The sequence below is a fragment of the Streptomyces sp. NBC_00096 genome, assembly GCF_045041305.1.
Classification (GTDB): Bacteria; Actinomycetota; Actinomycetes; order Streptomycetales; family Streptomycetaceae; genus Streptomyces.
The window spans coordinates 3959862-3982579 of record NZ_CP108221.1; the positions used below are offsets into that span (position 1 = coordinate 3959862).

17 protein-coding genes are annotated in these 22718 nt (G+C 71.3%); 13 read left to right on the plus strand and 4 right to left on the minus strand.

The annotated features are described in order from the left end of the window. The first annotated feature begins 68 nt into the window (after nucleotides 1–68). The 4 genes from OG904_RS17465 to OG904_RS17480 all read left to right on the plus strand — a co-directional run bounded on the left by OG904_RS17465 (nucleotide 69) and on the right by OG904_RS17480 (nucleotide 4041). Entirely contained in the window at nucleotides 69–1334 is a 1266-nt protein-coding gene (locus OG904_RS17465) for an NAD(P)-binding domain-containing protein (protein WP_405491954.1), read from the plus strand. A 31-nt stretch (nucleotides 1335–1365) separates the two neighbouring features. Further along, a complete protein-coding gene (locus tag OG904_RS17470) occupies nucleotides 1366–1686 on the plus strand; it encodes a hypothetical protein (protein WP_405491956.1) in 321 nt (106 codons plus the stop codon). A 14-nt stretch (nucleotides 1687–1700) separates the two neighbouring features. Beyond that, nucleotides 1701–3794, plus strand: coding sequence for a SpoIIE family protein phosphatase (locus OG904_RS17475; RefSeq protein ID WP_405498080.1), 2094 nt, complete (start codon nucleotides 1701–1703; stop codon nucleotides 3792–3794). A gap of 79 nt (nucleotides 3795–3873) precedes the next feature. Continuing rightward, nucleotides 3874–4041 (plus strand): hypothetical protein, encoded by a 168-nt coding sequence (locus OG904_RS17480; RefSeq protein ID WP_405491958.1) that lies wholly within the window; start codon nucleotides 3874–3876, stop codon nucleotides 4039–4041. 139 nt (nucleotides 4042–4180) lie between these two features. Here the strand turns inward: OG904_RS17480 and OG904_RS17485 are convergent, their stop codons facing one another. Next, nucleotides 4181–4633: a DUF6299 family protein gene (locus OG904_RS17485; protein ID WP_405491960.1), complete on the minus strand. Its 453-nt coding sequence runs from the start codon at nucleotides 4631–4633 to the stop codon at nucleotides 4181–4183. 174 nt (nucleotides 4634–4807) lie between these two features. On the opposite strand from OG904_RS17485, the gene OG904_RS17490 reads away from it, so the two are divergent. Together OG904_RS17490 and OG904_RS17495 are read left to right on the plus strand one after the other, a co-directional pair. Continuing rightward, complete coding sequence (locus OG904_RS17490) at nucleotides 4808–5425, plus strand: DUF4352 domain-containing protein (protein WP_405491962.1); 618 nt, start codon at nucleotides 4808–4810, stop codon at nucleotides 5423–5425. Between the two features lie 57 nt (nucleotides 5426–5482). After that, a complete protein-coding gene (locus tag OG904_RS17495) occupies nucleotides 5483–5977 on the plus strand; it encodes a DUF5949 family protein (protein WP_405491964.1) in 495 nt (164 codons plus the stop codon). A 103-nt stretch (nucleotides 5978–6080) separates the two neighbouring features. Here the strand turns inward: OG904_RS17495 and OG904_RS17500 are convergent, their stop codons facing one another. The 3 genes from OG904_RS17500 to OG904_RS17510 all read right to left on the minus strand — a co-directional run bounded on the left by OG904_RS17500 (nucleotide 6081) and on the right by OG904_RS17510 (nucleotide 9424). After that, entirely contained in the window at nucleotides 6081–7358 is a 1278-nt protein-coding gene (locus OG904_RS17500) for a cytochrome P450 (protein WP_405491966.1), read from the minus strand. 154 nt (nucleotides 7359–7512) lie between these two features. Then, nucleotides 7513–8673, minus strand: coding sequence for a low temperature requirement protein A (locus tag OG904_RS17505; protein WP_405491968.1), 1161 nt, complete (start codon nucleotides 8671–8673; stop codon nucleotides 7513–7515). A gap of 28 nt (nucleotides 8674–8701) precedes the next feature. After that, the gene (locus OG904_RS17510) at nucleotides 8702–9424 is read right to left on the minus strand and encodes a sirohydrochlorin chelatase (protein WP_405491970.1); all 723 of its coding nucleotides are present in this window, start codon (nucleotides 9422–9424) and stop codon (nucleotides 8702–8704) included. Between the two features lie 272 nt (nucleotides 9425–9696). Here OG904_RS17510 and nirB point away from each other — a divergent pair, with 272 nt between their 5' ends. From nirB to OG904_RS17545, 7 genes are all read left to right on the plus strand, one after another. Beyond that, nucleotides 9697–12480: a nitrite reductase large subunit NirB gene (gene nirB / locus OG904_RS17515; RefSeq protein ID WP_405491972.1), complete on the plus strand. Its 2784-nt coding sequence runs from the start codon at nucleotides 9697–9699 to the stop codon at nucleotides 12478–12480. Nucleotides 12481–12642: 162 nt separating this feature from the next. Further along, nucleotides 12643–14064: an MFS transporter gene (locus OG904_RS17520; protein WP_405491974.1), complete on the plus strand. Its 1422-nt coding sequence runs from the start codon at nucleotides 12643–12645 to the stop codon at nucleotides 14062–14064. 326 nt (nucleotides 14065–14390) lie between these two features. Beyond that, entirely contained in the window at nucleotides 14391–15695 is a 1305-nt protein-coding gene (locus OG904_RS17525; protein WP_405491976.1) for an anaerobic C4-dicarboxylate transporter family protein, read from the plus strand. Between the two features lie 228 nt (nucleotides 15696–15923). Next, nucleotides 15924–18194 carry a formate C-acetyltransferase gene (pflB, locus tag OG904_RS17530; protein ID WP_405491978.1) on the plus strand — a complete coding sequence of 757 codons (2271 nt, stop codon included), beginning with the start codon at nucleotides 15924–15926 and terminating at the stop codon, nucleotides 18192–18194. Between the two features lie 109 nt (nucleotides 18195–18303). Next, nucleotides 18304–19134: a pyruvate formate-lyase-activating protein gene (gene pflA / locus OG904_RS17535; protein WP_405491980.1), complete on the plus strand. Its 831-nt coding sequence runs from the start codon at nucleotides 18304–18306 to the stop codon at nucleotides 19132–19134. A 159-nt stretch (nucleotides 19135–19293) separates the two neighbouring features. Then, a complete protein-coding gene (locus OG904_RS17540; protein ID WP_405491982.1) occupies nucleotides 19294–20388 on the plus strand; it encodes an MFS transporter in 1095 nt (364 codons plus the stop codon). Beyond that, nucleotides 20385–22715, plus strand: a complete 2331-nt coding sequence (locus OG904_RS17545) for a molybdopterin oxidoreductase family protein (RefSeq protein ID WP_405491984.1) — start codon at nucleotides 20385–20387, stop codon at nucleotides 22713–22715. The genes OG904_RS17540 and OG904_RS17545 overlap by 4 nt, the downstream gene beginning before the upstream one ends. Nucleotides 22716–22718: the final 3 nt, after the last annotated feature.

The window sequence follows — 22718 nt, forward strand, 5'->3', positions numbered from 1 at the left end:
ACCGGACGAACCAGATGAACCAAATGACCCGGTTGAATGATGAGGCTGGAGTGACTGGGGTGACACGGATGGACGACCTCGTGGTGGTCGGGGCGGGTCCCTACGGGCTCTCGATCGCCGCGCACGCGGCCGGTGCGGGGCTCGGGGTGCGGGTGCTCGGCCGGCCCATGGCTTCCTGGCGCGACCACATGCCCCAGGGCATGTACCTGAAGTCGGAGCCGTGGTCTTCCAACCTGTCGGCGCCCGGCGGGCGTTACACGCTGGCCGAGTACTGCGCGGGCCGCGGGATCGCGGCCGAACACGGAACTCCGCTGCCCATCGGGACGTTCAGCGCGTACGGGCTCTGGTTCGCCCGGCATGCCGCACCCCCGGTGGAGGAGGCGACCGTCACCGAAATCACCCCGCAAGGCGAGGGTTTCCGGATCCGCACCGCCGAGGGGCCGCCCCTGCTCGCCCGGACCGTCGCGCTGGCCGTGGGCGTGATGCCCTTCGTCCGGTACCCCGACGCGCTGCGGGACCTGCCCGCGGAGCACTACTCGCACAGCAGCGGCCACCGCGACCTGACCCGCTTCGCCGGCCGCGAGGTCGCCGTGCTCGGAGCCGGGCAGGCGGCCCTGGAGACCGCCGCCCTGCTCGCGGAGATCGGGGCCCGGCCCTGCCTCGTCGCCCGGCGCCCCCGGCTGAACTGGAACACGGTGCCGCAGCCGCTGCGGCGCACCCCGCTGCGTGCCCTGCGCGATCCGCACAGCGGCCTCGGCACGGGATGGCGCAGCTGGGCCTGGTCGGAGCTGCCCGGGGCCGTGCGGCTGCTGCCCGCGCCCACCCGGGAGCGGATCGCGGCGACCGCGCTGGGTCCGGCCGGAGCCTGGTGGCTGCGGGAGCGCTTCGAGCGGCGGGTCCCGGCGCTGCTCGGGCACCGGCTGCACCGGGCGGTCCCGGTGGGCGGGCGGACCCGGCTCGGGCTGTCCACCGCCGCCGGGGAGTCCGTCGTGCTGGACACCGCGCACGTGATCGCCGCGACCGGCTTCCACCCGGATCTGGCCCGGCTGGAGCTGCTCGACGCGGGGCTGCGGGCCGCGCTGGTCACCGTAGGGGAGAGCGGGACGCCGGAGCTGAGTGCCGGGTTCGAGTCCTCGTGGCCGGGGCTGTTCTTCGCGGGGCTGCTGACGGCTCCCTCATTCGGCCCTTCCATGCGATTCGTGCACGGTGCCGGCTTCACGGCAGGGAGACTGGTGTCAGGAGTCCGCAAGCGTCTGGGGGCCCGGAGCCCGCTGACGGGTTCCACCGGTGCGACCCGGAGCGACCGGGCTCCGGCGGCCGGGCACAGAGCGTGAGAGCCAGCCACACGAGGTGAGAGGTGTCGCGATGGGCGCTGAGCGAGCACAGGGCCGCGGCTGGGTGAGGATTCCCGCCAGCCGGAGCGAACAGCCCGCCACGGCGAGGGCGGCTCCCCGGCACCCGCAGGCCCCGTACGCGAGCGGCCCGTACCCGCAGGCCCAGTACGGGAGTGCCCCGTATCCGCAGGCCGCGTACCCCCAGGCCCCGTATCCGCAGGCCGCGTACGACCCCTCGACGATCTACCTCTCCCTCGTCAGGCGCTGGCAGGAGGCCGGACGCACCCTTCCGGGGCATCCTGACGAGGAGTGGGAGCGGCTCATTTCCCAGCCGTGCTGGCCCGGCCGTTAGGTGGTGTGAGTCTCGTGGCAGCGGCGGAGCGACGCGACAAGAGGCCGGAGAGCCCCGGTGGCCCCCTCACCGGGCCGGGTGAGCGGCTCGCGCTCAACGGCATGGGCAGCTTCGAGTGGGACCTCGCCGCCGGGACCATGGCGCTGGACGAGGCCGGGATGACGGTCTTCGACCTGGACCCGGAGGTGTTCGACAGCACCCCCGAGGGCCTCGGGCTGCGGATTCCGGCCGATGACGCGGCGCGGCTGCAGGACACCGTCCAGGGCGCCCTGGAGGACGGGGAGGAGACGTACGGCCAGTACTTCACGGTGCAGCGGCGCGACGGCCGCGACCAGTGGACGCACACCCAGGGCCGGGTCGTCCGGGACGCGGAGGGCACCCCGGTGCGGATCCTCGGCATCGTCCGGGACGCGACGGCCGAGCTCGCCCACCTCACGGTGCTGCGCAAGCTGGAATCGGCGCGCGCCCAGCAGGCGACCATCGTGCAGCGCACCACGGAGGCCCTGTCGCGGGCGGTGACGGTGGACGACGTGACGGCCACGCTGACGGGCGCGGGCGCCCTGGAACGGCTCGGCGCGGACGGGCTGGCGCTGGGGCTGGTCGAGGGCGGCCACATCAAGATCATCGCGCTGAGCGGGGAGTCCCTGGAGATCCTCAGCGAGCGCAAGTTCACCCGGCTCGACGGCTCGCTTCCGCTGTCGCGGGCGGTGCTCAGCAGGAAGGCACGTTTCGCCACCTCGCTGGCGGAGCTGGCGCAGGAGTTCCCGCTGCTCTCCGACTACATGGGCCGCATCCAGTACGACGCGGCCGCCTACCTGCCGCTCATCGCGCAGGCCGAGGCCATCGGCGGCCTGGTGATGTTCTACCGCCGCCGCACCGGCTTCAGCCCCGAGGAGCGCAACCTCTGCCTGGGCCTGGCCGGCATCGTCGCCCAGTCGCTCCAGCGGGCGCTCCTCTTCGACCAGGAGCGCGAGTTCGCCACCATGCTCCAGGCCGCCATGCTGCCGCGCCGGATCCCCGAGATCACCGGCGGGGAGATCGCCGTGCGCTACCACTCGGCCTGGAGCGGGCGCGAGGTCGGCGGGGACTGGTACGACGTGATCGCGCTGCCCCGCGACCGCGTCGGCATCGTCGTGGGCGACGTACAGGGCCACGACACGCACGCCGCCGCCATCATGGGCCAGCTCCGCATCGCGTTGCGGGCGTACGCGGGCGAGGGCCATCCCCCGTCCACCGTGCTGGCCCGCGCCTCGCGCTTCCTGGCCGAGCTGGACACCGAACGGTTCGCGACCTGCATGTACGCGCAGGTGGACCTGGAGACCGGCGGGGTACGGGCGGTCCGCGCGGGCCACCTCGGACCGCTGATCCGGCACACGGACGGGCGAACGGGCTGGCCCAAGGTGCGCGGAGGCCTGCCGCTCGGGCTGGCCACGGTCTTCGAGCAGGAGGAGTTCCCCGAGACCCGGCTCGACCTGGTCCCCGGTGAAACCCTGGTGCTGTGCACCGACGGTCTCGTGGAGGAGCCCGGCACCGAGATCACCCAGGGCATGGAGGCGCTCGCCCACGCCGTCCGCACCGGCCCGCAGGAGGCCGGGGCGCTCGCCGACCACCTCTCGGACCGGCTCTGGGAGCGCTGGGGCTCCGGCGACGACGTGGCCCTCCTCGTCCTGCGCAGGGCCCCGGACCCGGGCACCCACCGGGCTCCGCGCATCCACCAGTACGTCCACCAGGCGGACCCGGAAGGCCTCTCGGAGGCCCGCTACGCCCTGCGGCACGCGCTGCGCGACTGGGGCATGCCGGAGCTCGCCGACGACGTGGAGCTGGCGGCGGGAGAGCTGCTGGTCAACGCCCTGCTGCACACTGACGGCGGAGCGGTGCTGACCATGGAGGTGCTGCCGGAGCCGGTCCGGCGGATCCGGCTCTGGGTCAAGGACCGCTCCAGCGTGTGGCCGCGGCGGCGGACCCCGGGGGAGTCGGCGACCACGGGGCGCGGGCTGCTGCTGGTGGACGCGCTGGCCACGCACTGGGGGGTGGAGTCCCGGGGCGACGGCAAGGCCGTGTGGTGCGAGTTCGACGCGGCGGGCAGCGCGGCCCGGAGCGCACCGTGACCGGCTGCTCACGCCGAGTTGTGGGGCCCGTGGGGCGGCGTGATGATGCGGCCATGGAACGGATTTCGCGGATTCCGCAGTGCGCCGCCTGAACAGGCGTGCGGTGACCGGCGCCCTGGCGGTGCTGCTGCTCGCGGCCGGGGTGCCGAAGGTGGTGGACTGGACGACCGGGCGCCCGCACTCGGACCCGGGGTGCCAGACGGTGGCCTTCATGTCGATGACGGACGTCGCGCCCGAGTGCCGGTGACGGCGGTGACGGCGGTGACAGCGGTCAAGGCGGTGGCGGCGGTCAAGCCGGTGGCAGCGGTGCAGCCGGTGGTGCCGCTGACGCCCGGGTCGCGGCAGCGGCGGCTACCGGACGGGGCGTCCTCGCGCACGCGGCGGGGCTAGCGGTCCCGGTGGTCGAACACCGTGACGGGGTGGGTGTCCTCGGCGACCGTGTCGACCGACCGCGGCAGCAGGCCGCCGCCGAAGCGGATCTCCTGGAGCTCGGCCTTGGCCAGCGCCTCGCCGGCGTGCACGCCCGGGGTGAACCGGAGCGTGCCGTGCGCCGCCCAGTCGTGCTCGGCGCCGTCGCACCGCGCGTCACCGCCGCCGATGCTCAGGCGGACGTCCTTCTGGTGGACGGTCGCCTTGATCTGAACCGCTCCCGAGGGTGACGGCGCGGTGCAGTGGTAGGACCCGAAAAGGTGGATCGTGCCGTCCTCGGCGATGTGGGCATCAGGTGATACGTAAATGCCATTTCCGTAGTGCGCGGCATTCGCCGGGGCGGTGAATACCGCCGCCGCGCCGAGAGCGGCGAGTGCGGCCAGAGCCATGCGGGGGCCGGACACGGCCATCGTTCCTCCTGTTGGGCGAGGGTTGCAAGGGGTTGCGGAATTCCGCCGGAACGCATTGTGCTGGCATATGGAGGTCAACGCGTTCCGTGTGCTCGTGTCGGTGTGTGCAATTTCCCGCTCTGGCGCGTGAGACTGGCCGGAATACATCCCCGAAGATCCCCGAAGGGATCCCGCATGCGTCGCTCCGTTCCCTCTTCCGTGCTCGCCGCCACCGCCCTCCTCCCGATCCTGCTGTTCGGCGCCACGGCCTGTTCCGGCGCCCCCGAAGGGGCCGCGCTCGCCCCCGCCGCGGTGCCCGCCGTACCGGTCGACGACGGTGCGCCGGGTGTGGGGGACGACCCCGGAGCCGAGCGGGAGGGCGCGGCGCGGGCGGCTTCGAAGGATGCCCATGTGGGTGACTCCGTACGGGTCAACGGGCGGGAGGTCGGCCGTCACCTCCAGGTGGTACTCGGTGCCTACGTGGACCCGGCGGTCAGCGTCGAGAAGAACTTCGCCCCGGCGGCCGGCAAGCGGTGGGTGGCCGCGTCGATGTCGTTCGTCAACGTCGGCGGGGCCTCGTACGGGGCCCTCGGGCGCATGTGGGCGCTCGACAGCGCGGGGCAGCGCCACCCGGTGGTGCCCACGGGGGAACTCACGACCGGCAAACCGCTCGTCTTCGATTCCCTCGCGGTCGGTGAGCGGGCCGAAGGATGGGTGGTGTTCGAAATCCCGGAAAACGCGCGCATTGTGCGGCTCCAGTACCAGGACGCGAACGTGCAGGCGAATTCCGGAGGTGGATTCTGGGCGGTCTAGCCCGGTCGGGTGAAACGGCGTCAAAGGGCCGGGTCGCAGACCACTAAGGTGCGGCGCATGACTTCTACCCAAGCCGAACTCGACCGCTCCAAGCTCGGCACCCTTTCGGTGCTCGCCTGGATCGGCGACCCCGACGAGGCCCACGACATTCCCTACCTGCTCGCCTACATCCTCGGGGACGGCCCCGACGGACCGGAGGCGAGCGAGGCGGCCGCCCGCGGGCTGCTGGAGGAGATCGGGCTGCCGATCGGCGACGTGGTGATGGACGGCGTGCGCAACCCGGCGGCCTTCCCGGTGCAGATCCTGCTCGAGGGCAACCAGATCGCGCTGACCCTGCCGGGCATGAACGCGAGGTGCACCGCCCCGCCGGAGTGGGTCAAGGCGGCGGACGACAGCGGGCAGGCGTACTTCCTCTTCGCCACGCGCGCCTGGCCCGAGGCGGTCCCCGGCCGGCCGGTCGAGGCGGAGACCCTGCAGGCGTTCGCGGGTGACACCGAGGTGCTCAACCACAGCGCCCACGCCGTCCTCGCGGTGCGGCGCCTGCAGCGCTAGTCGGCCCGCACACGCACGCACTTACGTACGCACGCCACGGCCACTGCTCCGGCCGCCGGGCTCCCAGCCTGCCCGGTGGCCGGTCCGTCGTTTCCGGCTGCGGCTACGGCTGGTGCTGTGCCTGTGCGCGCGGCTGCGGCTGCTCGAAGGCGAAGTGCAGCGAGCGCACCCGGTTGTCGAAGCTGGACCCGGCCAGGTCCGGATGGCCGACCGCGCGCAGCCCCACGGGGCGGGTCAGGAGCTCGCGGAAGAGCGCCTTCATCTCCACCCGCGCCAGGTGCGCGCCCAGGCAGAAGTGCGGTCCGCCGCCGCCGAAGCCCAGGTGGGGGTTGGGGGAGCGGGTGATGTCGAAGGCGTCGGGGTCGGGGAAGACGGCCTCGTCGCGGTTGGCGGAGGCGTAGTACAGGACCACCTTGTCGCCGGGGGCGAACGCGTGGCCGCTCAGGGTGTGTTCGGCGGCGACCGTCCGGCGGAACTGGATGATCGGCGTGGAGTGGCGGATCATCTCGTCCACGGCGCCGTCCGCGTGCTTCTCGAAGTCCGCGAGGAGCAGGTCGCGTTGGTCCGGGTGATCGGTCAGCAGGGTCAGTCCGTGCGTGATGGCGTTGCGCGTGGTCTCCACCCCGGCCACCATCAGCAGCGAGAAGAACGCGCCGAGTTGGCGGGCACCGAGCGCCTGGCCGTCGACGTTGGCGCACACCAGCGCCGAGATCAGGTCGTCCGCCGGGTTCTTGCGCCGCTCCCGCCCGATCCCCGCCACCATCCGCTGCATCCGGGCCAGCGCCCGCAGCCCGCGTCCGGGCATCCGCAGCCGGGATGCCAGGCCGCGCTCCACGCCGATGTTCTCGGAGGCGTGGTTGACCCGGTCGGCGATCTCGGCGCGGTAGCGCTCCGGGATGCCCATCATGTTGCAGATGACCTCCAGGGGCAGCCGGGAGGCCACCGCCGAGACGAACTCGTCCGGGCGCTGCTCCAGTACGTCGTCCACGATGCGGGCCGCCACCGCGTGGATGTCCTCCTCGGCCGCCGCCAGCAGCCGGGGCGTGAAGGCCCGCTGCACGATCTTGCGCAGCTGCGCGTGGTCGGCGCCGTCCAGGTTGACCATCGAGTCCCCGAACAGCGACCGCACCCAACGGGCCGGCTCCGGCGTCGTCACCCCGGGCGCGCTGGCGAAGACCCTGGGGAGCCGGCTCGCCTCCTGCACGTCCGCGTGGCGTACGAGGGCCCAGTGCCCGGTCCCTTCGGGGACGAACACGGGGGAATCCAGGGCCCGCAGCCGGGCGAAGGCGGCCAGGCGGTGGGCCGGGGGCGCCTGCCAGAATGCCGGGTCGGCCAGTTCCCTGCCGGGATCCTGGCCGGGTCGTTGTGCGGGGAGCGTCATGGCCGTGCCTCCAGTTGCTGCGCGTCGTCCTGCGGTGGAGAACGGTGGCGGAGGCGCGGGGGTGACGGGTCCGGCGTGGCGCCGTCGCCGGGGCTCCGCCCCGGACCCCGCATCGCGATCGCCGGCGGCGCTGAAACGGCCCGCCCGGGCGGGATCAGGAGGCGGGGGCACCGCGTACGGCGAGGGTCATGCCGACCACCACCGTGGCCGTCGCGACCAGGCCCGCGTACAGCACGGCGTACGCGCCCGCCCACGAGCAGGCCAGCACCACGAGGGCGGAGACCGGCAGGGTCAGCTGCTGGGCGAGGCCCCGCTTGAAGTGGCGGGAGTGCAGCAGCCAGACCATCAGCAGGAAGACCGCGGTCGGGACGGTGACGGCCGCGTTCGCGGCGAGCTGCGAGATGTGGGCCTTCCCGACCGCGTGCTCGACCGCGACCTCGATACCGGCGCCGATCGCCGCGCCGGAGCCGAAGATCAGCACGTGCCCGTAACCCCAGGGGATCGCCTCCCGGTTGGAGGTCAGCCGCTCGTGCATCGGCACCGCGAAGTAGATCCACCAGGCGGCGAAGACGATCAGCAGCCCGCCCGCGGCGATGGGCAGCAGCTCGCCCAGGGCGTCGTGCTCGTCGAGCGCCGACTTCACGGCCACCGTGCTCGCCGCGATCGTCTCGCCCAGCACGATGATGGTGAACAGTCCGTACCGCTCCACGATGTGGTGGGAGTGCCACGGGGTCTGGTGACCGCGCTCGGCCAGCACCGGGACCAGCAGCTCCGCGACGACCATGATCAGGAACAGCCAGCGCTTGCCGGCCTCCGGGGCGAACAGCAGCGCCACCCAGCCGGCCTGGCAGATGACCAGCCCGGCCGCGTACTTCAGGGCCGCGGTCCGGGCCGTGCCGCTCTCGCCGGAGGCGGCCCGCAGCCACTGGGCGGTGAGCCCGACCCGCATGATCAGGTAGCCGATGACGGCCACCGTCCAGTCGTTCTGGTCGAACGCCCGGCCCACGCCCGCCGCGTAGACGAGCACGCCGGCGATCTGCACGAGCGTCGCGATCCGGTACGGCACGTCGTCGCAGTCGTACGCGGAGGCGAACCACGTGAAGTTCATCCACGCCCACCACACGCCGAAGAAGACGAAGCAGTAGCCGATCACACCGGTGCCGGGGTGCCCCTCGGCCAGGGCGTGCACCAGTCGCGCCCCGGCCTGCGCCACGGCGACCACGAAGCAGAGGTCGAAGAAGAGCTCCAGCGGGGTCGCGGCGCGGTGGCCCTCGTCCCGGCTGCGGGCGGTCATGGGTACGTAAGCCAGAGCCATACCGCCCAGGACATCAGCCCTACGGGGTTCAGCAGGCGAGGCGCGCGGCCCTCAGCGCCCGCGTGCCCCGGGCGGACTCGTACCTGCGCAGGACGAGCCGGGCCAGCCGCGGATGGTCGGCCAGCGGCTCCGAGACCGTCCAGGCGCCCGAGCCGTTCAGGGCGCGCGAGAAGCGGCCCGGGGCCAGCAGGTGCGCCGCCACCGCGATCCGGCGGTACCCGGCGGCCCGGAGCGATGCCAGGGCTTCGGGAACGGCCGGCCCGGCGGAGGTGAGGTACGCGGGGACCACCGGAACGGGGTCGGCGCCGCCGTCGTACTCCAGCAGGGCCGCCAGCTGGGCCGCGCAGGCGCGGGTACCGGCATTGCCGCCGGGGCGGGAGGAGCCGGCCCCGGCCACCACCACCGCGTCGGCCCGGGTGTACGGGCCGCGGCGGCGCTCGGCGTCGCGCAGGCGGCTGTACAGGGCGCGGGCGATGTCGCGCTCCCCGCTGAGCCCCTCGGTGAGCACGCAGCCGGTGCCCTCCAGGACGGCGGGCATGTCGACGCTGCGGTGGAACCCGTCGCCGAGGAGCAGCGGGACCACCACGGAGTCCGGATGCTCCCGTACGACGTCGGCGAGCGAGGGGCGCTGCACGTCGAGGTGGCCGACCAGCGCGCGGACCCCGCTGAGGGCCTCGACGGCGGCGGTGAGCCGCTCGATGGTCGCGGCGGCCTCCGGGACCGCGCTGCCGTGGACGGCGATGACGAGCATGTGGCCTGCTTCCCTGATCCGCCCCCGCGTCCCCCTTCCACGCTAGGCCCGGCGGGGACCCGCGGGAGCCCGGCCAAGGGCCTTCTCCGCAGGCCGGAGGTCCTGTGTGGAAAGGGTCCGTCTCCCCGCCCCCAGGGGCCCTTTTCGGTCGTCGCGGGCCGGTGGGCAGACCTACCGTCGAAGGGTCGGAATACATGCACGCGTGACGTTTTGGCCCGGCTGTCTCCACCGCCCCCGGACCGGGCGGCACAGGGACACACGGAGTGAGATCCATGGGGCAGACGCTGGTTGTCATCGGCCACGGCATGGTGGGGCACCGCCTGCTGGAGGCGCTCGCCGAGCGCGACGCGCTCGCCGACCCGACCCGCCCCGAGCGCGGCGGCTGGCAGGTCACCGTCCTCGCGGAGGAGCAGCGCCCGGCCTACGACCGCGTGCACCTGTCCGCGGCCTTCACCGGCTCCACCGGCGAGGAGCTGTCCCTGGTCGAGCCCGGCTTCCTGGAGAAGCACGGCATCGACCTGCGCCTCGGTGACCCGGCCGAACTGATCGACACCACCGCCCGTACGGTCACCGCCCGCTCCGGCGAGGTGCTCGGTTACGACGCCCTGGTACTGGCGACCGGCTCCTACCCCTTCGTCCCGCCGATCGCCGGCGCCGACGCCGAGGGCTGCTTCACGTACCGCACGCTCGACGACGTCGCGGCGATGTCGGCGTACGCCGCGGACGCCGAAGTCCGTACCGGTGTCGTCATCGGCGGCGGGCTCCTCGGTCTGGAGGCGGCCGGCGCGCTGCGCACGCTCGGACTGGCCACGCACGTCGTGGAGTTCGCACCCCGGCTGATGCCGCTGCAGGTGGACGACGGCGGCGCGGCCGCCCTGCGGGCCACCATCGAATCCATGGGCGTCGCCGTGCACACGGGCGTCGGCGCGGCCGGGGTGCAGATCCACCCAGACGGGCGGGCGCAGGCGCTGCGGCTGACCAGCGGCGAGGAGATCGGCTCCGACATCGTCGTCTTCTCGGCCGGTGTGCGCCCGCGCGACCGGCTGGCCCGCGAGTGCGGCCTGGCCGTCGGCGACCGCGGCGGGGTCGTCGTGGACGCCCACTGCCGCACCAGCGACCCGTACGTCTACGCGGTCGGCGAGTGCGCGCAGACCGTCGACGGCAAGGTGTACGGGCTGGTCGCGCCCGGCTACCAGATGGCCGAGACCGTCGCCGAGGCCCTCGCGGGCGCCGGCGAGCTGACCTTCACCGGGGCCGACACCTCCACCAAGCTCAAGCTGATGGGCGCCGACGTCGCCTCCTTCGGTGACCCCTTCGCCCGCGAGGGCCGCGACGGCGCCGTCTCGGTGGTCTTCTCCGACGCCCGCGAGGGCGTCTACAAGAAGCTGCTGCTCGGCCCCGACGGGGCGCTGCTCGGCGGCATCCTGGTCGGCGACGCGGAGGCCTACGGCTCGCTGAAGCCGCACGCCGGCCGGCAGCTGCCGGCCCCGGCGGAGGCCTTCATCCTGCCGTCGACCGAGGGCGTGGCACTGCCCGGCGCGGACGCGCTGCCCGATGACGCGGTGGTGTGCAGCTGCCACAACATCACCAAGGGGCGGGTGCGCGAGGCGGTGGTCACGGAGTCCCTCACCGACATCGGCGGCATCAAGAAGTGCACCAAGGCGGGCACTGGCTGCGGCGGCTGCATCGGCACGCTGCAGGCGGTCCTGGACGCCGAACTGGAAGCGGCGGGCATAGAGAAGCCCCGAGGCCTGTGCGAGCACTTCACCCTGACCCGGGCGGAGATCTACGAGAAGATCCGCACCGAGCGCATCCGCAGCTTCAGCGAGTTGCTGGAGACCTGTGGCGAGGGCGGCGAGGGCTGCGCCGTCTGCAAGCCGGTCGTCGCGAACGTGCTCGGCACCCTCGCCCCCGACCTGGGCATCGGGCACATCCTGGCGGGCGAGCAGGCGGCCCTGCAGGACTCCAACGACCTCTTCCTCGCCAACCTCCAGAAGGACGGCACCTACTCGGTCGTCCCGCGCGTCGCCGGCGGCGAGATCACGGCCGAGCAGGTCATCGCCCTGGGCGAGGTGGCCCGGGACTACGGCCTCTACACGAAGATCACCGGCGCCCAGCGGATCGGCCTCTTCGGCGTCCGCAAGGAGCAGCTGCCCGACATCTGGCGGCGGCTCGGCGGCGCCGGCTTCGAGTCCGGGCAGGCCTACGGGAAGTCCCTGCGCGCGGTCAAGTCGTGCGTGGGCGCGCGCTTCTGCCGCTTCGGGCAGGGCGACTCCATCCAGCTCGCGATCGACCTGGAGCTGCGCTACCGCGGTCTGCGCACCCCGCACAAGTTCAAGGGCGGCGTCTCGGGCTGCCTGCGCGAGTGCGCGGAGGCGCGGGGCAAGGACATCGGCGTCATCGCCACCGCCAACGGCTGGAACCTGTACGTCAGCGGGAACGGCGGAGCGACCCCGCGCCACGCCGACCTGCTGGCCTCGGACCTGGACACCGCCGAACTCTTCGCGCTGATCGACCGGTTCCTCATGTACTACATCCGCACCGGCGAGCGACTGGAGCGGACGGCCGCCTGGATCGAGCGGCTCGGCGGCAGCACGGTGGGCCTGGACCACCTCAAGGCCGTCCTGATCGAGGACTCGCTGGGCATCTGCGCGGAGCTGGAGGCGCAGATGGAGCGCCACGTGAGCGCGTACGAGGACGAGTGGTCCTCGGTCCTGGAGGACCCCGCGGCGCTGGAGCGCTTCGGGAGCGTGGACTTCGGGGCGGCCGCGGGCGCGTCGGCGGCTGAGTCCCTGGAGCCGGGCCGCGGCCGCACGGCGGTACTGCCGGACGGCACGGAGGCCGCGGTGTTCAAGGACCGTGCGGGCGAGGTCTACGCGGTGGGCAACCGGGACCCCTTCTCGGGCGCCGACGTGATCGCCAACGGCATCATGGGCTCGCGCGACGGGGTGCCCGTCGTGGCCTCGCCGATGCACAAGCAGGTCTTCGACCTGCGGACCGGCGTCTGCCTGGACGACCCCGAAGTGTCCCTGCCGCTGGTGGACCTCAAGCCCTAAGGCTCTGCGGGCGCCGTACCAACGCACTGTGGGCGATGGGACCTTGTCCTGTCGCCCACACGACGTTCTCCCCTGACGCTGGGCGCCCCCGGCGTCGGACCCTAAGAAGGTCAGGACTCCTCTTTTCATCTTCTCAACTCCTCCGAACGTTCAGGACATGCCATGAGTTCCGCCAAGCAGGACGTGCGGTCGGCAACCAGCCGAGTCACTGCGCCCGATCCGGCGCAGTACCGCCCCGGTCGCACGATCACGGACTGGACGCCGGAGGATCCGTCCTTCTGGCAGTCCACCGGCAAGAAGGTCGCCACGCGCAACCTGTGGATCGCGGTGCCGGCCCTGCTGGTGGCCTTCGTGGTCTGGCAGGTCTGGAGCATCACGGCGACCAACCTCAAGGACGTCGGCTTCGGCTTCTCCCAGTCGCAGCTGTTCTGGCTGACGGCCGTCCCCGGCATCACGGGCGGTACCGCCCGCATCCTCTACACCTTCATCGGCCCGATGATCGGCCAGCGCCGCTTCACGGCGGTCTCCACCGTCGTGCTGATCGTGCCGCTGCTGTGGCTGGGCTTCGCGGTGCAGAACCCCGACACGTCCTACGGCACGATGGTCGCCATCGCCGCGCTCTGCGGCATCGGCGGCGCCAACTTCTCCTCCTCGCTGGCCAACATCGGCTTCTTCTACCCGAAGCAGGAGAAGGGCAACGCGACCGGCATCAACGGCGGCCTGGGCAACCTGGGCGTCTCCGTGGTCCAGCTGCTCACCCCGATCCTGATCACCTCCTCGGTCCTGGCGATCGGCGCGGGCCAGAAGAAGGCGAACGGCTCGGAGATCTACCTCCAGAACGCCGCGTTCGTCTGGGTCCCGGTCCTGATCGTCCTCGCGGCCATCGCCTGGTTCGGCCAGAACGACCTGAAGGTCGCCTCCACCCCCTTCAATCAGCAGAAGATCATCTTCAAGCGCAAGCACAACTGGCTGATGACCTGGCTCTACGTCGGCACCTTCGGCTCCTTCATCGGTTTCGCGGCGGCGCTCCCGCTGCTCATCAAGACCACCTTCCCGGCGTACTCCGTGGCCACCTACGCCTGGATGGGCCCGGCGCTCGGCGCGCTGGCCCGCTGGGCCGGCGGCTGGATCGCCGACAAGTTCGGCGGCGCGCGGGTGACGATCCTGTCCTTCGTGGGCATGGGCGCGTCGATCATCGGCGTGATCACCTTCCTGCCGGCGGGCTCCGACACCGGCTCCTTCTACGGCTTCTTCTTCTGCTTCCTGTCGGCGTTCTTCTTCTCCGGCATCGGCAACGGCTCGACCTTCCGCCAGATCCCGGTCATCTTCCGCGGCCAGCACCTCGCGGGCCTGACGGAGGGCACCCCGCAGTACGCGAAGGCGCTCAAGCAGGCCGAGATCGAGTCGGGCGCGGTGACCGGGTTCACCGCGGCCATCGCCGCCTACGGCTTCTTCTTCATCCCGGCGATGTTCGCCAACTTCGCCGTGACCAGCGCGATGTGGGGCTTCGTCGCGTTCTACGCCAGCTGTGTCGTGGTGGCCTGGTGGTTCTACGCCCGCAAGGGTGCGGAGGCTCCCAGCTAGTCGGGAGTCGTGGCCTTGCCGGCCCGGGTGGATGCGGGGCCGCTGCGCGAGCGGAACCCGCACCCGCCCGGGCTCCCCGGGGCTGCGCCCCAGACCCGGCCGTGGGCGCCGGCCGTGCCCGCCCGCGGCGCCGTTGCCGGGGGCCAGCCCCCGGACCCCCGCTCCTCAAACGCCGGAGGGGCTGGATTTGGGCGCCGGCCGTCCCCTCCTGCGGCGCCGTTCCCGGGGGCCAGCGCCCCCGGACCGCCGCTCCTCAAACGCCGGAGGGGCTGGAATTGCCCGGCGTCGGGCACCCCACAGACTGAAAGGCCACGCCAGTGCTCGGCATGTTCCTGCAGCTCGCCGTCATGGTGGCGGCCATCGCACTCGGGTCCCGGAAGGGCGGGGTGGCCATGGGGCTCTGGGGGGCCGTCGGGGTGTTCGTGCTCGCCACGTTCTTCGGGGTCACCCCAGCCGACACCTCGGGCATCGTCGACGTCATGCTGATCATCCTCGCGGTGATCATGGCTGCCGCGGCGATGGAGGCCGCCGGGGGCATCGACTTCCTCGTGGGGCTCGCCGAGAAGGCGATCCGGCGCAAGCCCAGCCGCGTCGTCTACGTGGCACCCCTCGTCTCATGGGCCTTCACCCTGGGCGCCGGCACCGCCCACGTCTTCTACCCCCTGCTCCCGGTGATCCACGATGTGGCCCGTGAAGGCGGTGTCCGCCCGGAGCGGCCCATCGCCGTCTCCTCCATCGCGGCCACCTTCGGTATCACCGCGTCCCCCGTCTCCGCCGCCATGGCCGCCATGATCGTGATGTTCGACGGGGACGGCTGGAACCTGCCCCGGATCATGGCCGTCGCCGTGCCGGCCACCCTGCTCGGCGTGCTCGTCGCGGCCACCGTGCAGTCCCGGATCGGCAAGGAGCTCGGGCAGGACGCCGAGTACCTGCGCCGGCTGGCCGCCGGAGAGATCGAGACCCCCGCCCCGGCCGAGGCCGCCCCGCCACTGCGGCCGCGGGCGCGCTGGTCGGCGTACCTCTTCCTCGGCGGGACCGTCGCCGTCGTCCTCAGCGGCCTCTTCCCGGCGCTGCGCCCCGAGACGGCCAAGGGGCCGCTCTCGATGCCCGCCACCATCGAGATCCTGATGATGGCCGTGGCCGCGCTGATCCTCCTGCTGTGCAAGGTCGACGCCAAGCGGATACCGGGCACGGACGTGGCCAAGTCCGGGCTCGTCGCCGTCATCGGCGTCTTCGGGCTGTCGTGGCTGGGACTGTCCTTCATCGGTGCCAACGAGGCCCGGATCACCGGTGCGCTCGGCGGGGTCGCGCAGGACCACCCCTGGTTCTTCGCCATCATGCTGCTGCTCCTCTCCGCGCTGCTGTTCAGTCAGGCCACGACCACCAAGGCGCTGATGCCCCTCGGGCTCGCCCTCGGTATCCCGGCCCCCCTCCTCATCGCGATGTGGCCCGCCGTGAACGGCTACTTCCTCCTCCCCACCTACGGCACCTTCATCGCGGCGATCAACTTCGACAGGACCGGCACCACCCGTGTCGGCCGCTTCGTCGTCAACCACTCCTTCATGTTGCCGGGCCTGATCACGACGTGCGTCGCGGTATCCACAGGCTTCGCCCTGGTTCAGATTGTCTGACCGGTCAAGCCTCCGAGGCAGCCTTTTCGGGAATCTTGTGAAAGTTTTCACAAGCGCACGATGGACCTTTGACCTGCTCAAAGTGCCAGGTCAGCGGGGATGGGAGACCCTTGGTGGCGGGGATCAGGGGACTTTCGGGCCCCAGCTCAGGACCAACGCGGCGCCAAATGATCGATCAAAAGGCGTGCAATGGATACAAGCAATGAGGCGACTCGGAAGGTGCGGGCGATGACTGCCACCCCTGCGGAAACCACGAAGAACGGCGAGGCCTGGGAGGGCTTCAAGGGCGGTCTGTGGCGTGACGCCATCGACGTCCGCGACTTCATCCAGCAGAACTACACGCCGTACGAGGGCGACGACACCTTCCTCGCCGGCCCCACCGAGCGCACCACCGCCGTGTGGAAGGCGATCACGGACAAGTTCCCCGAGGAGCGCGAGAAGGGCGTCTACGACGTCGCGCACGACATCCCGTCGACGATCACCGCGCACGCCCCCGGTTACATCGACCGCGACAAGGACCTGATCGTCGGCCTCCAGACGGACGCCCCGCTCAAGCGCGCGATCATGCCCTACGGCGGCTGGCGCATGGTGGCCGGCGCGCTGGAGACCTACGGCTACCCCGTCTCCGACGACCTGGAGAAGGTCTTCACGGAGTACCGCAAGACCCACAACGCCGGTGTCTTCGACGCGTACACCCCCGACATCCGCGCCGCCCGCAAGGCCGGCATCGTGACAGGCCTGCCGGACGCGTACGGCCGAGGCCGCATCATCGGCGACTACCGCCGCGTGGCCCTCTACGGCGTCGACCGCCTCATCTCCTTCAAGAAGGAGGAGAAGGAGGAGATCAACTCCCTCCCCGCGGGCAACCGTTCGCTGGAGGAGACGATCCGCCTGCGCGAGGAGCTCTCCGAGCAGGTCCGCGCCCTCGCCGAGCTCAAGGCGATGGCCGCCTCCTACGGGTATGACATCTCCGGCCCGGCCGAGACCGGCCGCGAGGCCATCCAGTGGCTGTACTTCGCCTACCTGGCCGCCGTGAAGGAGCAGAACGGCGCGGCCATGTCGCTCGGCCGCACCTCCACCTTCATCGACGTCTACCTCCAGCGCGACATCGAGGCCGGTCTCCTCACCGAGGAGCAGGCCCAGGAGCTGGTCGACGACTTCATCATCAAGCTCCGCATCGTCCGCTTCCTGCGCACCCCGGAGTACGACGAGCTCTTCTCGGGCGACCCCACCTGGGTCACCGAGTCGATCGGGGGCATGGGTGAGGACGGCCGTCCGCTGGTCACCAAGACCTCGTTCCGCTACCTCCACACCCTCTACAACCTCGGCCCGGCCCCCGAGCCGAACATGACGGTCTTCTGGTCGCCCCAGCTGCCGCAGGGCTTCAAGGAGTTCTGCGCCCGGGTCTCCATCGACACCTCCTCGGTGCAGTACGAGTCCGACGAGCTGATGCGCCCGCGGTTCGGCGACGACACCGCCATCGCCTGCTGCGTCTCGGCCATGCCGGTCGGCAAGCAGATGCAGTTCTTCGGCGCCCGCGTGAACCTCGCCAAGACCCTGCTCTACGCGATCAACGGCGGCCGTGACGAGAAGTCCGGCGCCCAGGTCGGTCCGTCCACCGGCGCGCTCACCTCCGAGGTACTGGACTACGACGAGGTCATGGCGAAGTTCGACGAGCAGATGGAGTGGCTCGCCGACACCTACGTCCACGCCCTGAACGTCATCCACTACATGCACGACAAGTACGCGTACGAGCGCATCGAGATGGCGCTCCACGACCGCGACGTGCGCCGCACCATGGCCTGCGGCATCGCGGGCCTCTCGGTCGCCGCCGACTCGCTGGCCGCCATCAAGTTCGCCAAGGTCACCGCCCTGCGCGACGAGACCGGCCTCGCCACCGACTACACCATCGAGGGCGACTACCCGGCGTACGGCAACAACGACGACCGCGTCGACTCGATCGCCGTCTGGCTCGTCGAGGAGTTCATGAAGAAGGTGCGCAAGCACCCGACCTACCGCGACGCCGAGCACACGCAGTCCGTGCTGACCATCACCTCGAACGTCGTCTACGGCAAGAAGACCGGCAACACGCCGGACGGACGCCGCGCCGGCGAGCCGTTCTCCCCGGGCGCCAACCCGATGAACGGCCGCGACACCCACGGCTACGTCACCTCGGCGCTGTCGGTCGCGAAGCTGCCCTACGAGGACGCCGAGGACGGCATCTCGCTGACCAACACCGTCACCCCCGACGGCCTGGGCCGCACCCCCGAGGAGCGGATCAAGAACCTGGCGGGCGTCCTCGACGGCTACATGGCGGTCGACGGCTTCCACATGAACGTGAACGTGCTCAACCGCGACACGCTCATGGACGCCATGGAGCACCCGGAGAACTACCCGCAGCTGACCATCCGCGTCAGCGGTTACGCGGTGAACTTCGTCCGCCTCACGCGCGCTCAGCAGCTCGACGTGCTGAACCGCACCTTCCACGGCTCTCTCTGACCCCCACGGGAGACCCACGAACCGCGCGGCCCGGGGCCGGCCCTCACCCGGCCCCGGGACCGCGCGTCACCAGATCAGCCCACGGAATCTGGAAGCTGGAGCACCTGCCATGACCGTCCTCTTCGGTACGAGCCTTCCCGTCGGCCACGCCAACGCGATCAGCGTGAGCGCCGGCCAGACGCCCGCCGCCGCCGCGACCCAGCGGCCGAGCGAGGGCACGGTGCACTCCTGGGACCTGTCCACCGGGGTCGACGGACCCGGGACCCGGTTCGTGACCTTCCTGTCCGGCTGCCCGCTGACCTGTCTGTACTGCCACAACCCCGACACCATGCGGATGCGCAACGGCAAGCGCACCTCGGCCGACGACGTCATCGCCGAGGCCCGCAAGTACACCAAGTTCATCTCGGCCTCCGGCGGCGGCGGCGCCACCATCTCCGGCGGCGAGCCGCTGCTCCAGCCCGTCTTCGCCGGCGAGCTGCTGCACCGGATGAAGAACGACCTCGGGCTGCACACGGCCCTGGACACCTCGGGCTTCCTCGGCGCCCGCGCCACGGACGCGCTGCTGCGCGACGTGGACCTGGTCCTGCTGGACATCAAGTCCTGGGACCGGGAGACGTACAAGCGGGTCACCGGCCGCCCCCTGGAGCCGACCCTGGACTTCGCCCGCCGCCTCGCCGACCTCGGCAAGGAGGTGCACCTGCGGTTCGTGCTGGTGCCGGGGCTGACCGACGCCCGGGAGAACATCGAGGGCGTCGCCGCCTTCGCCGGCACCCTGGGGAACGTCTCGCGGGTCGACGTACTGCCCTTCCACAAGCTCGGCGAGAGCAAATGGGAGGCGCTCGACTTGAAGTTCACCCTCCACGACACACCGTCGCCGACGGTCGGGCAGGTCACCGAGGCGAAGGCGATCTTCGCCGCGCGGGGTCTGAACGCGATCTGACGGCGATCTCAACGCCGTCCGAAGGCGATCCGAAGGTGGCCCGAAGTCGGCCCGAAGGCGATCCGCCGCGGTCCCAGCCTCCGAGAGCGTCACCCGTACGGCCTACCCACAGACTCCGCATAACGGGCTGAATCGGTACAGACCACCTAGCGTAGTGCTGTGTCCGAGCCCTCAGATGTCATCGACGCCGCGCCGCCTCCACCGGTGCCCGAGACCCCGCCGCCGGCCGGGCGGTCCGTCACCGCACGGGCCACCCTGGCCGGCGCCGTCGTCTCGCTCCTGCTCATCGTCGCGATCGTGCTCGGCAGCCGGCTGCTGCGGGACTTCGACTCGGCCCTGCTGCCGTACGCCGTCGCCACCGTCTTCCTGGCCTTCGGCGTGGCCTACCGGTACACGGTCTGGGTCTCGGCCCCCGGCGCCCGCCGCCTCTTCAAGAAGGGCTTCGGCAGCTTCTTCTCGGCCGCGAACTTCCGCAAGGCGCCCACCGCCCTGCCGAAGATGATCGCGACCTACCTCGGCTTCCAGAAGTTCCTCGGCGCCCGCTCCCGGGGCCGCTGGATCGCCCACCAGCTCATGTTCTGGGGCTGCCTGCTCGCCGCGGCGATCACCTTCCCGCTGACCTGGGGCTGGTTCACCTTCACCGGGGACAGCGCGACGGGCCCCGGATACGAGATGCGGATCTGGGGCATCAAGGTCCTCGGCTTCAACTCCCTGAACATCCTGGGCTGGCTGATGTTCCACGGCCTGGACATCGCCGCCGTCCTCGTCATCCCCGGAGCCTCGTACTTCCTGTACCGGCGGATGAAGGACCGCGGGGCCATGACCGGCCAGCGCTTCGCCTACGACCTGCTGCCGCTGATCTGCCTGATCGTGATCTCCGTGACCGGTCTGCTGCTGACCTTCTCGTCGATCTTCCTGCACGGCGGCGGATACGAGTTCCTCGCGATCCTGCACATGGTGTCGGTGGTGTTCACCCTCATCTACATCCCGTTCGGGAAGTTCTTCCACATCGTCCAGCGCCCGGCCGCCGTCGGCATGCAGCTCTTCAAGTACACGGCCCGCCAGGACGAGCAGATCTTCCTGTGCAAGCGCTGCGAGGAGCCCATCGACACCGCCCCGTACGTGGAGAACCTGCGCGGCACGATGAAGGACCTGAAGCTCGACTTCGACGCCTGGGCCGAGTACTGCCCGCGCTGCAAGCGGGTCCTGCGCGGCAACGCCTACCTGACCCAAGTCAAGAAGGGTTTCAAGTGACCGCGACGGACCCCATCAAGGCCGCGTCCCGGCCCGTACCCGTCTCCATCGACCCCTCCATCGCCCCACCCGGCACCCGCAACTTCCGCGACGCCGGAGGCATCCCCGCCGACAAGTGGCACGCCGACCAGAACGGCGAGACCCTCGTCCCCACCCACTGCTGCTTCTGCGGCGTGCAGTGCGGGATGTACCTGCGCGTCGACAAGGGCGGCAAGGTCTTCGGCGTCGAGCCCCGCAACCACGACATCAACCGGATGCGGCTGTGCCCCAAGGGCATCAACGCCTACCAGCAGGTCAACCACCCCGACCGGCTGACCGCGCCGCTGATGCGGCGCTCACGGGACGAGGAGTTCAAGGAGGTCTCCTGGGACGAGGCCCTCGACCACACCGTCGCCGAGGTCCGCCGCATCCAGGAGGCGCACGGCAACGACGCCTTCGGGCTGCTCGGCGGAGCCAGCCTGTTCTCCGAGAAGACCTACCTGGTCGGCAAGTTCGCCCGAGTCGCACTGAAGACCAAGCACGTGGACTACAACGGTCGGCTGTGCATGGTCAGCGCCGCCGGGGCCAACAAGCTCGCCTTCGGCATCGACCGGGCCGGCAACCCCTTCTCCGACATCCTCCTCACCGACTGCCTGCTCATCGCCGGGTCGAACGTGGGGGAGTGCTTCCCCGTGATGACCCAGTACCTGTGGGGCGCGCGGGACCGCGGTGCCTCGCTGATCGTGATCGACCCGCGCGAGACGGCCATCGCCCGCACCGCCGACATCCACGTCGCGCTCAAGCCCGGCACCGACTCCGCCTTCTTCAACGCCGTGCTGAACGTGGTCATCGCCGAGGGGCTCACCGACGAGGCCTACATCGCCGCGAACACCACCGGCTGGGACGAGGTCAAGAAGACCGTCGCCGAGTACCCGCCCTCCCGGTCCGCGGAGATCTGCGGGGTCCCGGCCTCGCAGATCGTCCAGGTGGCGCGCGTCTTCGCCGGTGCGGACAAGGCCATGGCCTGGCACGCACGGGGCATCGAGCACCACTCCCAGGGCGTCGAGAACTGCCTGTCCGTCATCAACCTGTGCGTGGCCACCGGACACATCGGCAAGCCCGGAGCCGGCTACGGCACCATCACCGGTCAGGGCAACGGCCAGGGCGGCCGCGAACACGGCCAGAAGTCCGACCTCCTGCCCGGCGGCCGCTCCATCACCAACCCGGAGCACCGCAAGCAGATCTGCCGGATCTGGGGCATCGAGGAATCCGAACTCCCCGGCGCGGGCACCTCCATGATGGAGATGGTCTGGCAGATGCAGCGCAAGGAGATCCGCGGTCTCATCGGGATCTGCAACAACCCCTTCGTCTCCCTCCCCAACTACGCGGTGGTCAAGGACGGCTACGACACCGCCGAGTTCCACGCCCAGTTCGACTTCTTCCTCTCCGAGACCGCGTCCAACGCCCACGTCGTCTTCCCCGTCACCACCTGGGCCGAGGACGAGGGCGTGATGGCCAACGCCGAGGCCCGCGTCGTCAAGCACAACAAGGCCCAGGAACCCCCCGCCGGGGTGCGCACCGACACCTGGGTCATCTGCGAGCTCGCCAGGCGGCTCGGTGCCGGCAAGCACTTCGACTTCCCGGGCTCCCGCGAGGTCTTCGAGGAGCTGCGCGTCGCCTCCGCGGGCACGGTCAACGACTACTACGGCATCACCTACGAGCGCCTCGACGAGACCGGCGGGATCGTCTGGCCCTGCCCCTCCACCGAGCACCCCGGCACCCCCCGGCTGTTCGAGGACGGCCGGACCTACCACGCCGACGGCAAGATCCACATGCAGGTCGTGGAATGGCATCCGCCCATGGACGCCTACACCGAGGAGTTCCCCCTCTCCCTCACCACCGGCCGCACCGTCGCGCACTTCCTCTCCGGCAACCAGACCCGCCGCCTGGGCGCCCTCGTCGAGCAGACCCCCCGCCCCTGGGTGGAGGTCCACCCCTCGCACGGCTTCCGCAACGGCGACCCGGTACGGGTGATCACCCGCCGGGGCAGCGAGGTGTTCCCGGCGCTGGTCACCGAGGCCATCCGCCCCGACACCGTCTTCATCCCCTACCACTGGCCCGTCCCGACGGCTGCGAACGCCCTGACCATCGACGCCCTGGACCCCCGCTCGAAGATCCCCGAGTACAAGGTCTGCGCCGCCCGGATCGAGGCCGCGGAGCGGGTCGACGAGGTGCCCGCGCCGCCCACCGCACCGGGCCACGAGGCGTATCCGGAGGCCCAGGTCTCCCGTACCGACCCGCTGCCCCCCACGTCCCCGCAGGGCCGTGGCACGGCCGAGAGGAGCTGACCC

What these genes read in the sequence shown, in the direction of transcription:
- OG904_RS17470 (WP_405491956.1), top strand. Translation starts at nt 1,366, where the DNA reads ATGGGCGCTGAGCGAGCACAGGGCCGCGGCTGGGTGAGGATTCCCGCC.
- OG904_RS17505 (WP_405491968.1), bottom strand. Translation starts at nt 8,673, where the DNA reads ATGGCTCTGGCTTACGTACCCATGACCGCCCGCAGCCGGGACGAGGGC.
- OG904_RS17485 (WP_405491960.1), bottom strand. Translation starts at nt 4,633, where the DNA reads ATGGCCGTGTCCGGCCCCCGCATGGCTCTGGCCGCACTCGCCGCTCTC.
- OG904_RS17500 (WP_405491966.1), bottom strand. Translation starts at nt 7,358, where the DNA reads ATGACGCTCCCCGCACAACGACCCGGCCAGGATCCCGGCAGGGAACTG.
- pflB (WP_405491978.1), top strand. Translation starts at nt 15,924, where the DNA reads ATGACTGCCACCCCTGCGGAAACCACGAAGAACGGCGAGGCCTGGGAG.
- OG904_RS17510 (WP_405491970.1), bottom strand. Translation starts at nt 9,424, where the DNA reads ATGCTCGTCATCGCCGTCCACGGCAGCGCGGTCCCGGAGGCCGCCGCG.
- nirB (WP_405491972.1), top strand. Translation starts at nt 9,697, where the DNA reads ATGGGGCAGACGCTGGTTGTCATCGGCCACGGCATGGTGGGGCACCGC.
- OG904_RS17490 (WP_405491962.1), top strand. Translation starts at nt 4,808, where the DNA reads ATGCGTCGCTCCGTTCCCTCTTCCGTGCTCGCCGCCACCGCCCTCCTC.
- OG904_RS17525 (WP_405491976.1), top strand. Translation starts at nt 14,391, where the DNA reads ATGTTCCTGCAGCTCGCCGTCATGGTGGCGGCCATCGCACTCGGGTCC.
- pflA (WP_405491980.1), top strand. Translation starts at nt 18,304, where the DNA reads ATGACCGTCCTCTTCGGTACGAGCCTTCCCGTCGGCCACGCCAACGCG.
- OG904_RS17465 (WP_405491954.1), top strand. Translation starts at nt 69, where the DNA reads ATGGACGACCTCGTGGTGGTCGGGGCGGGTCCCTACGGGCTCTCGATC.
- OG904_RS17520 (WP_405491974.1), top strand. Translation starts at nt 12,643, where the DNA reads ATGAGTTCCGCCAAGCAGGACGTGCGGTCGGCAACCAGCCGAGTCACT.
- OG904_RS17495 (WP_405491964.1), top strand. Translation starts at nt 5,483, where the DNA reads ATGACTTCTACCCAAGCCGAACTCGACCGCTCCAAGCTCGGCACCCTT.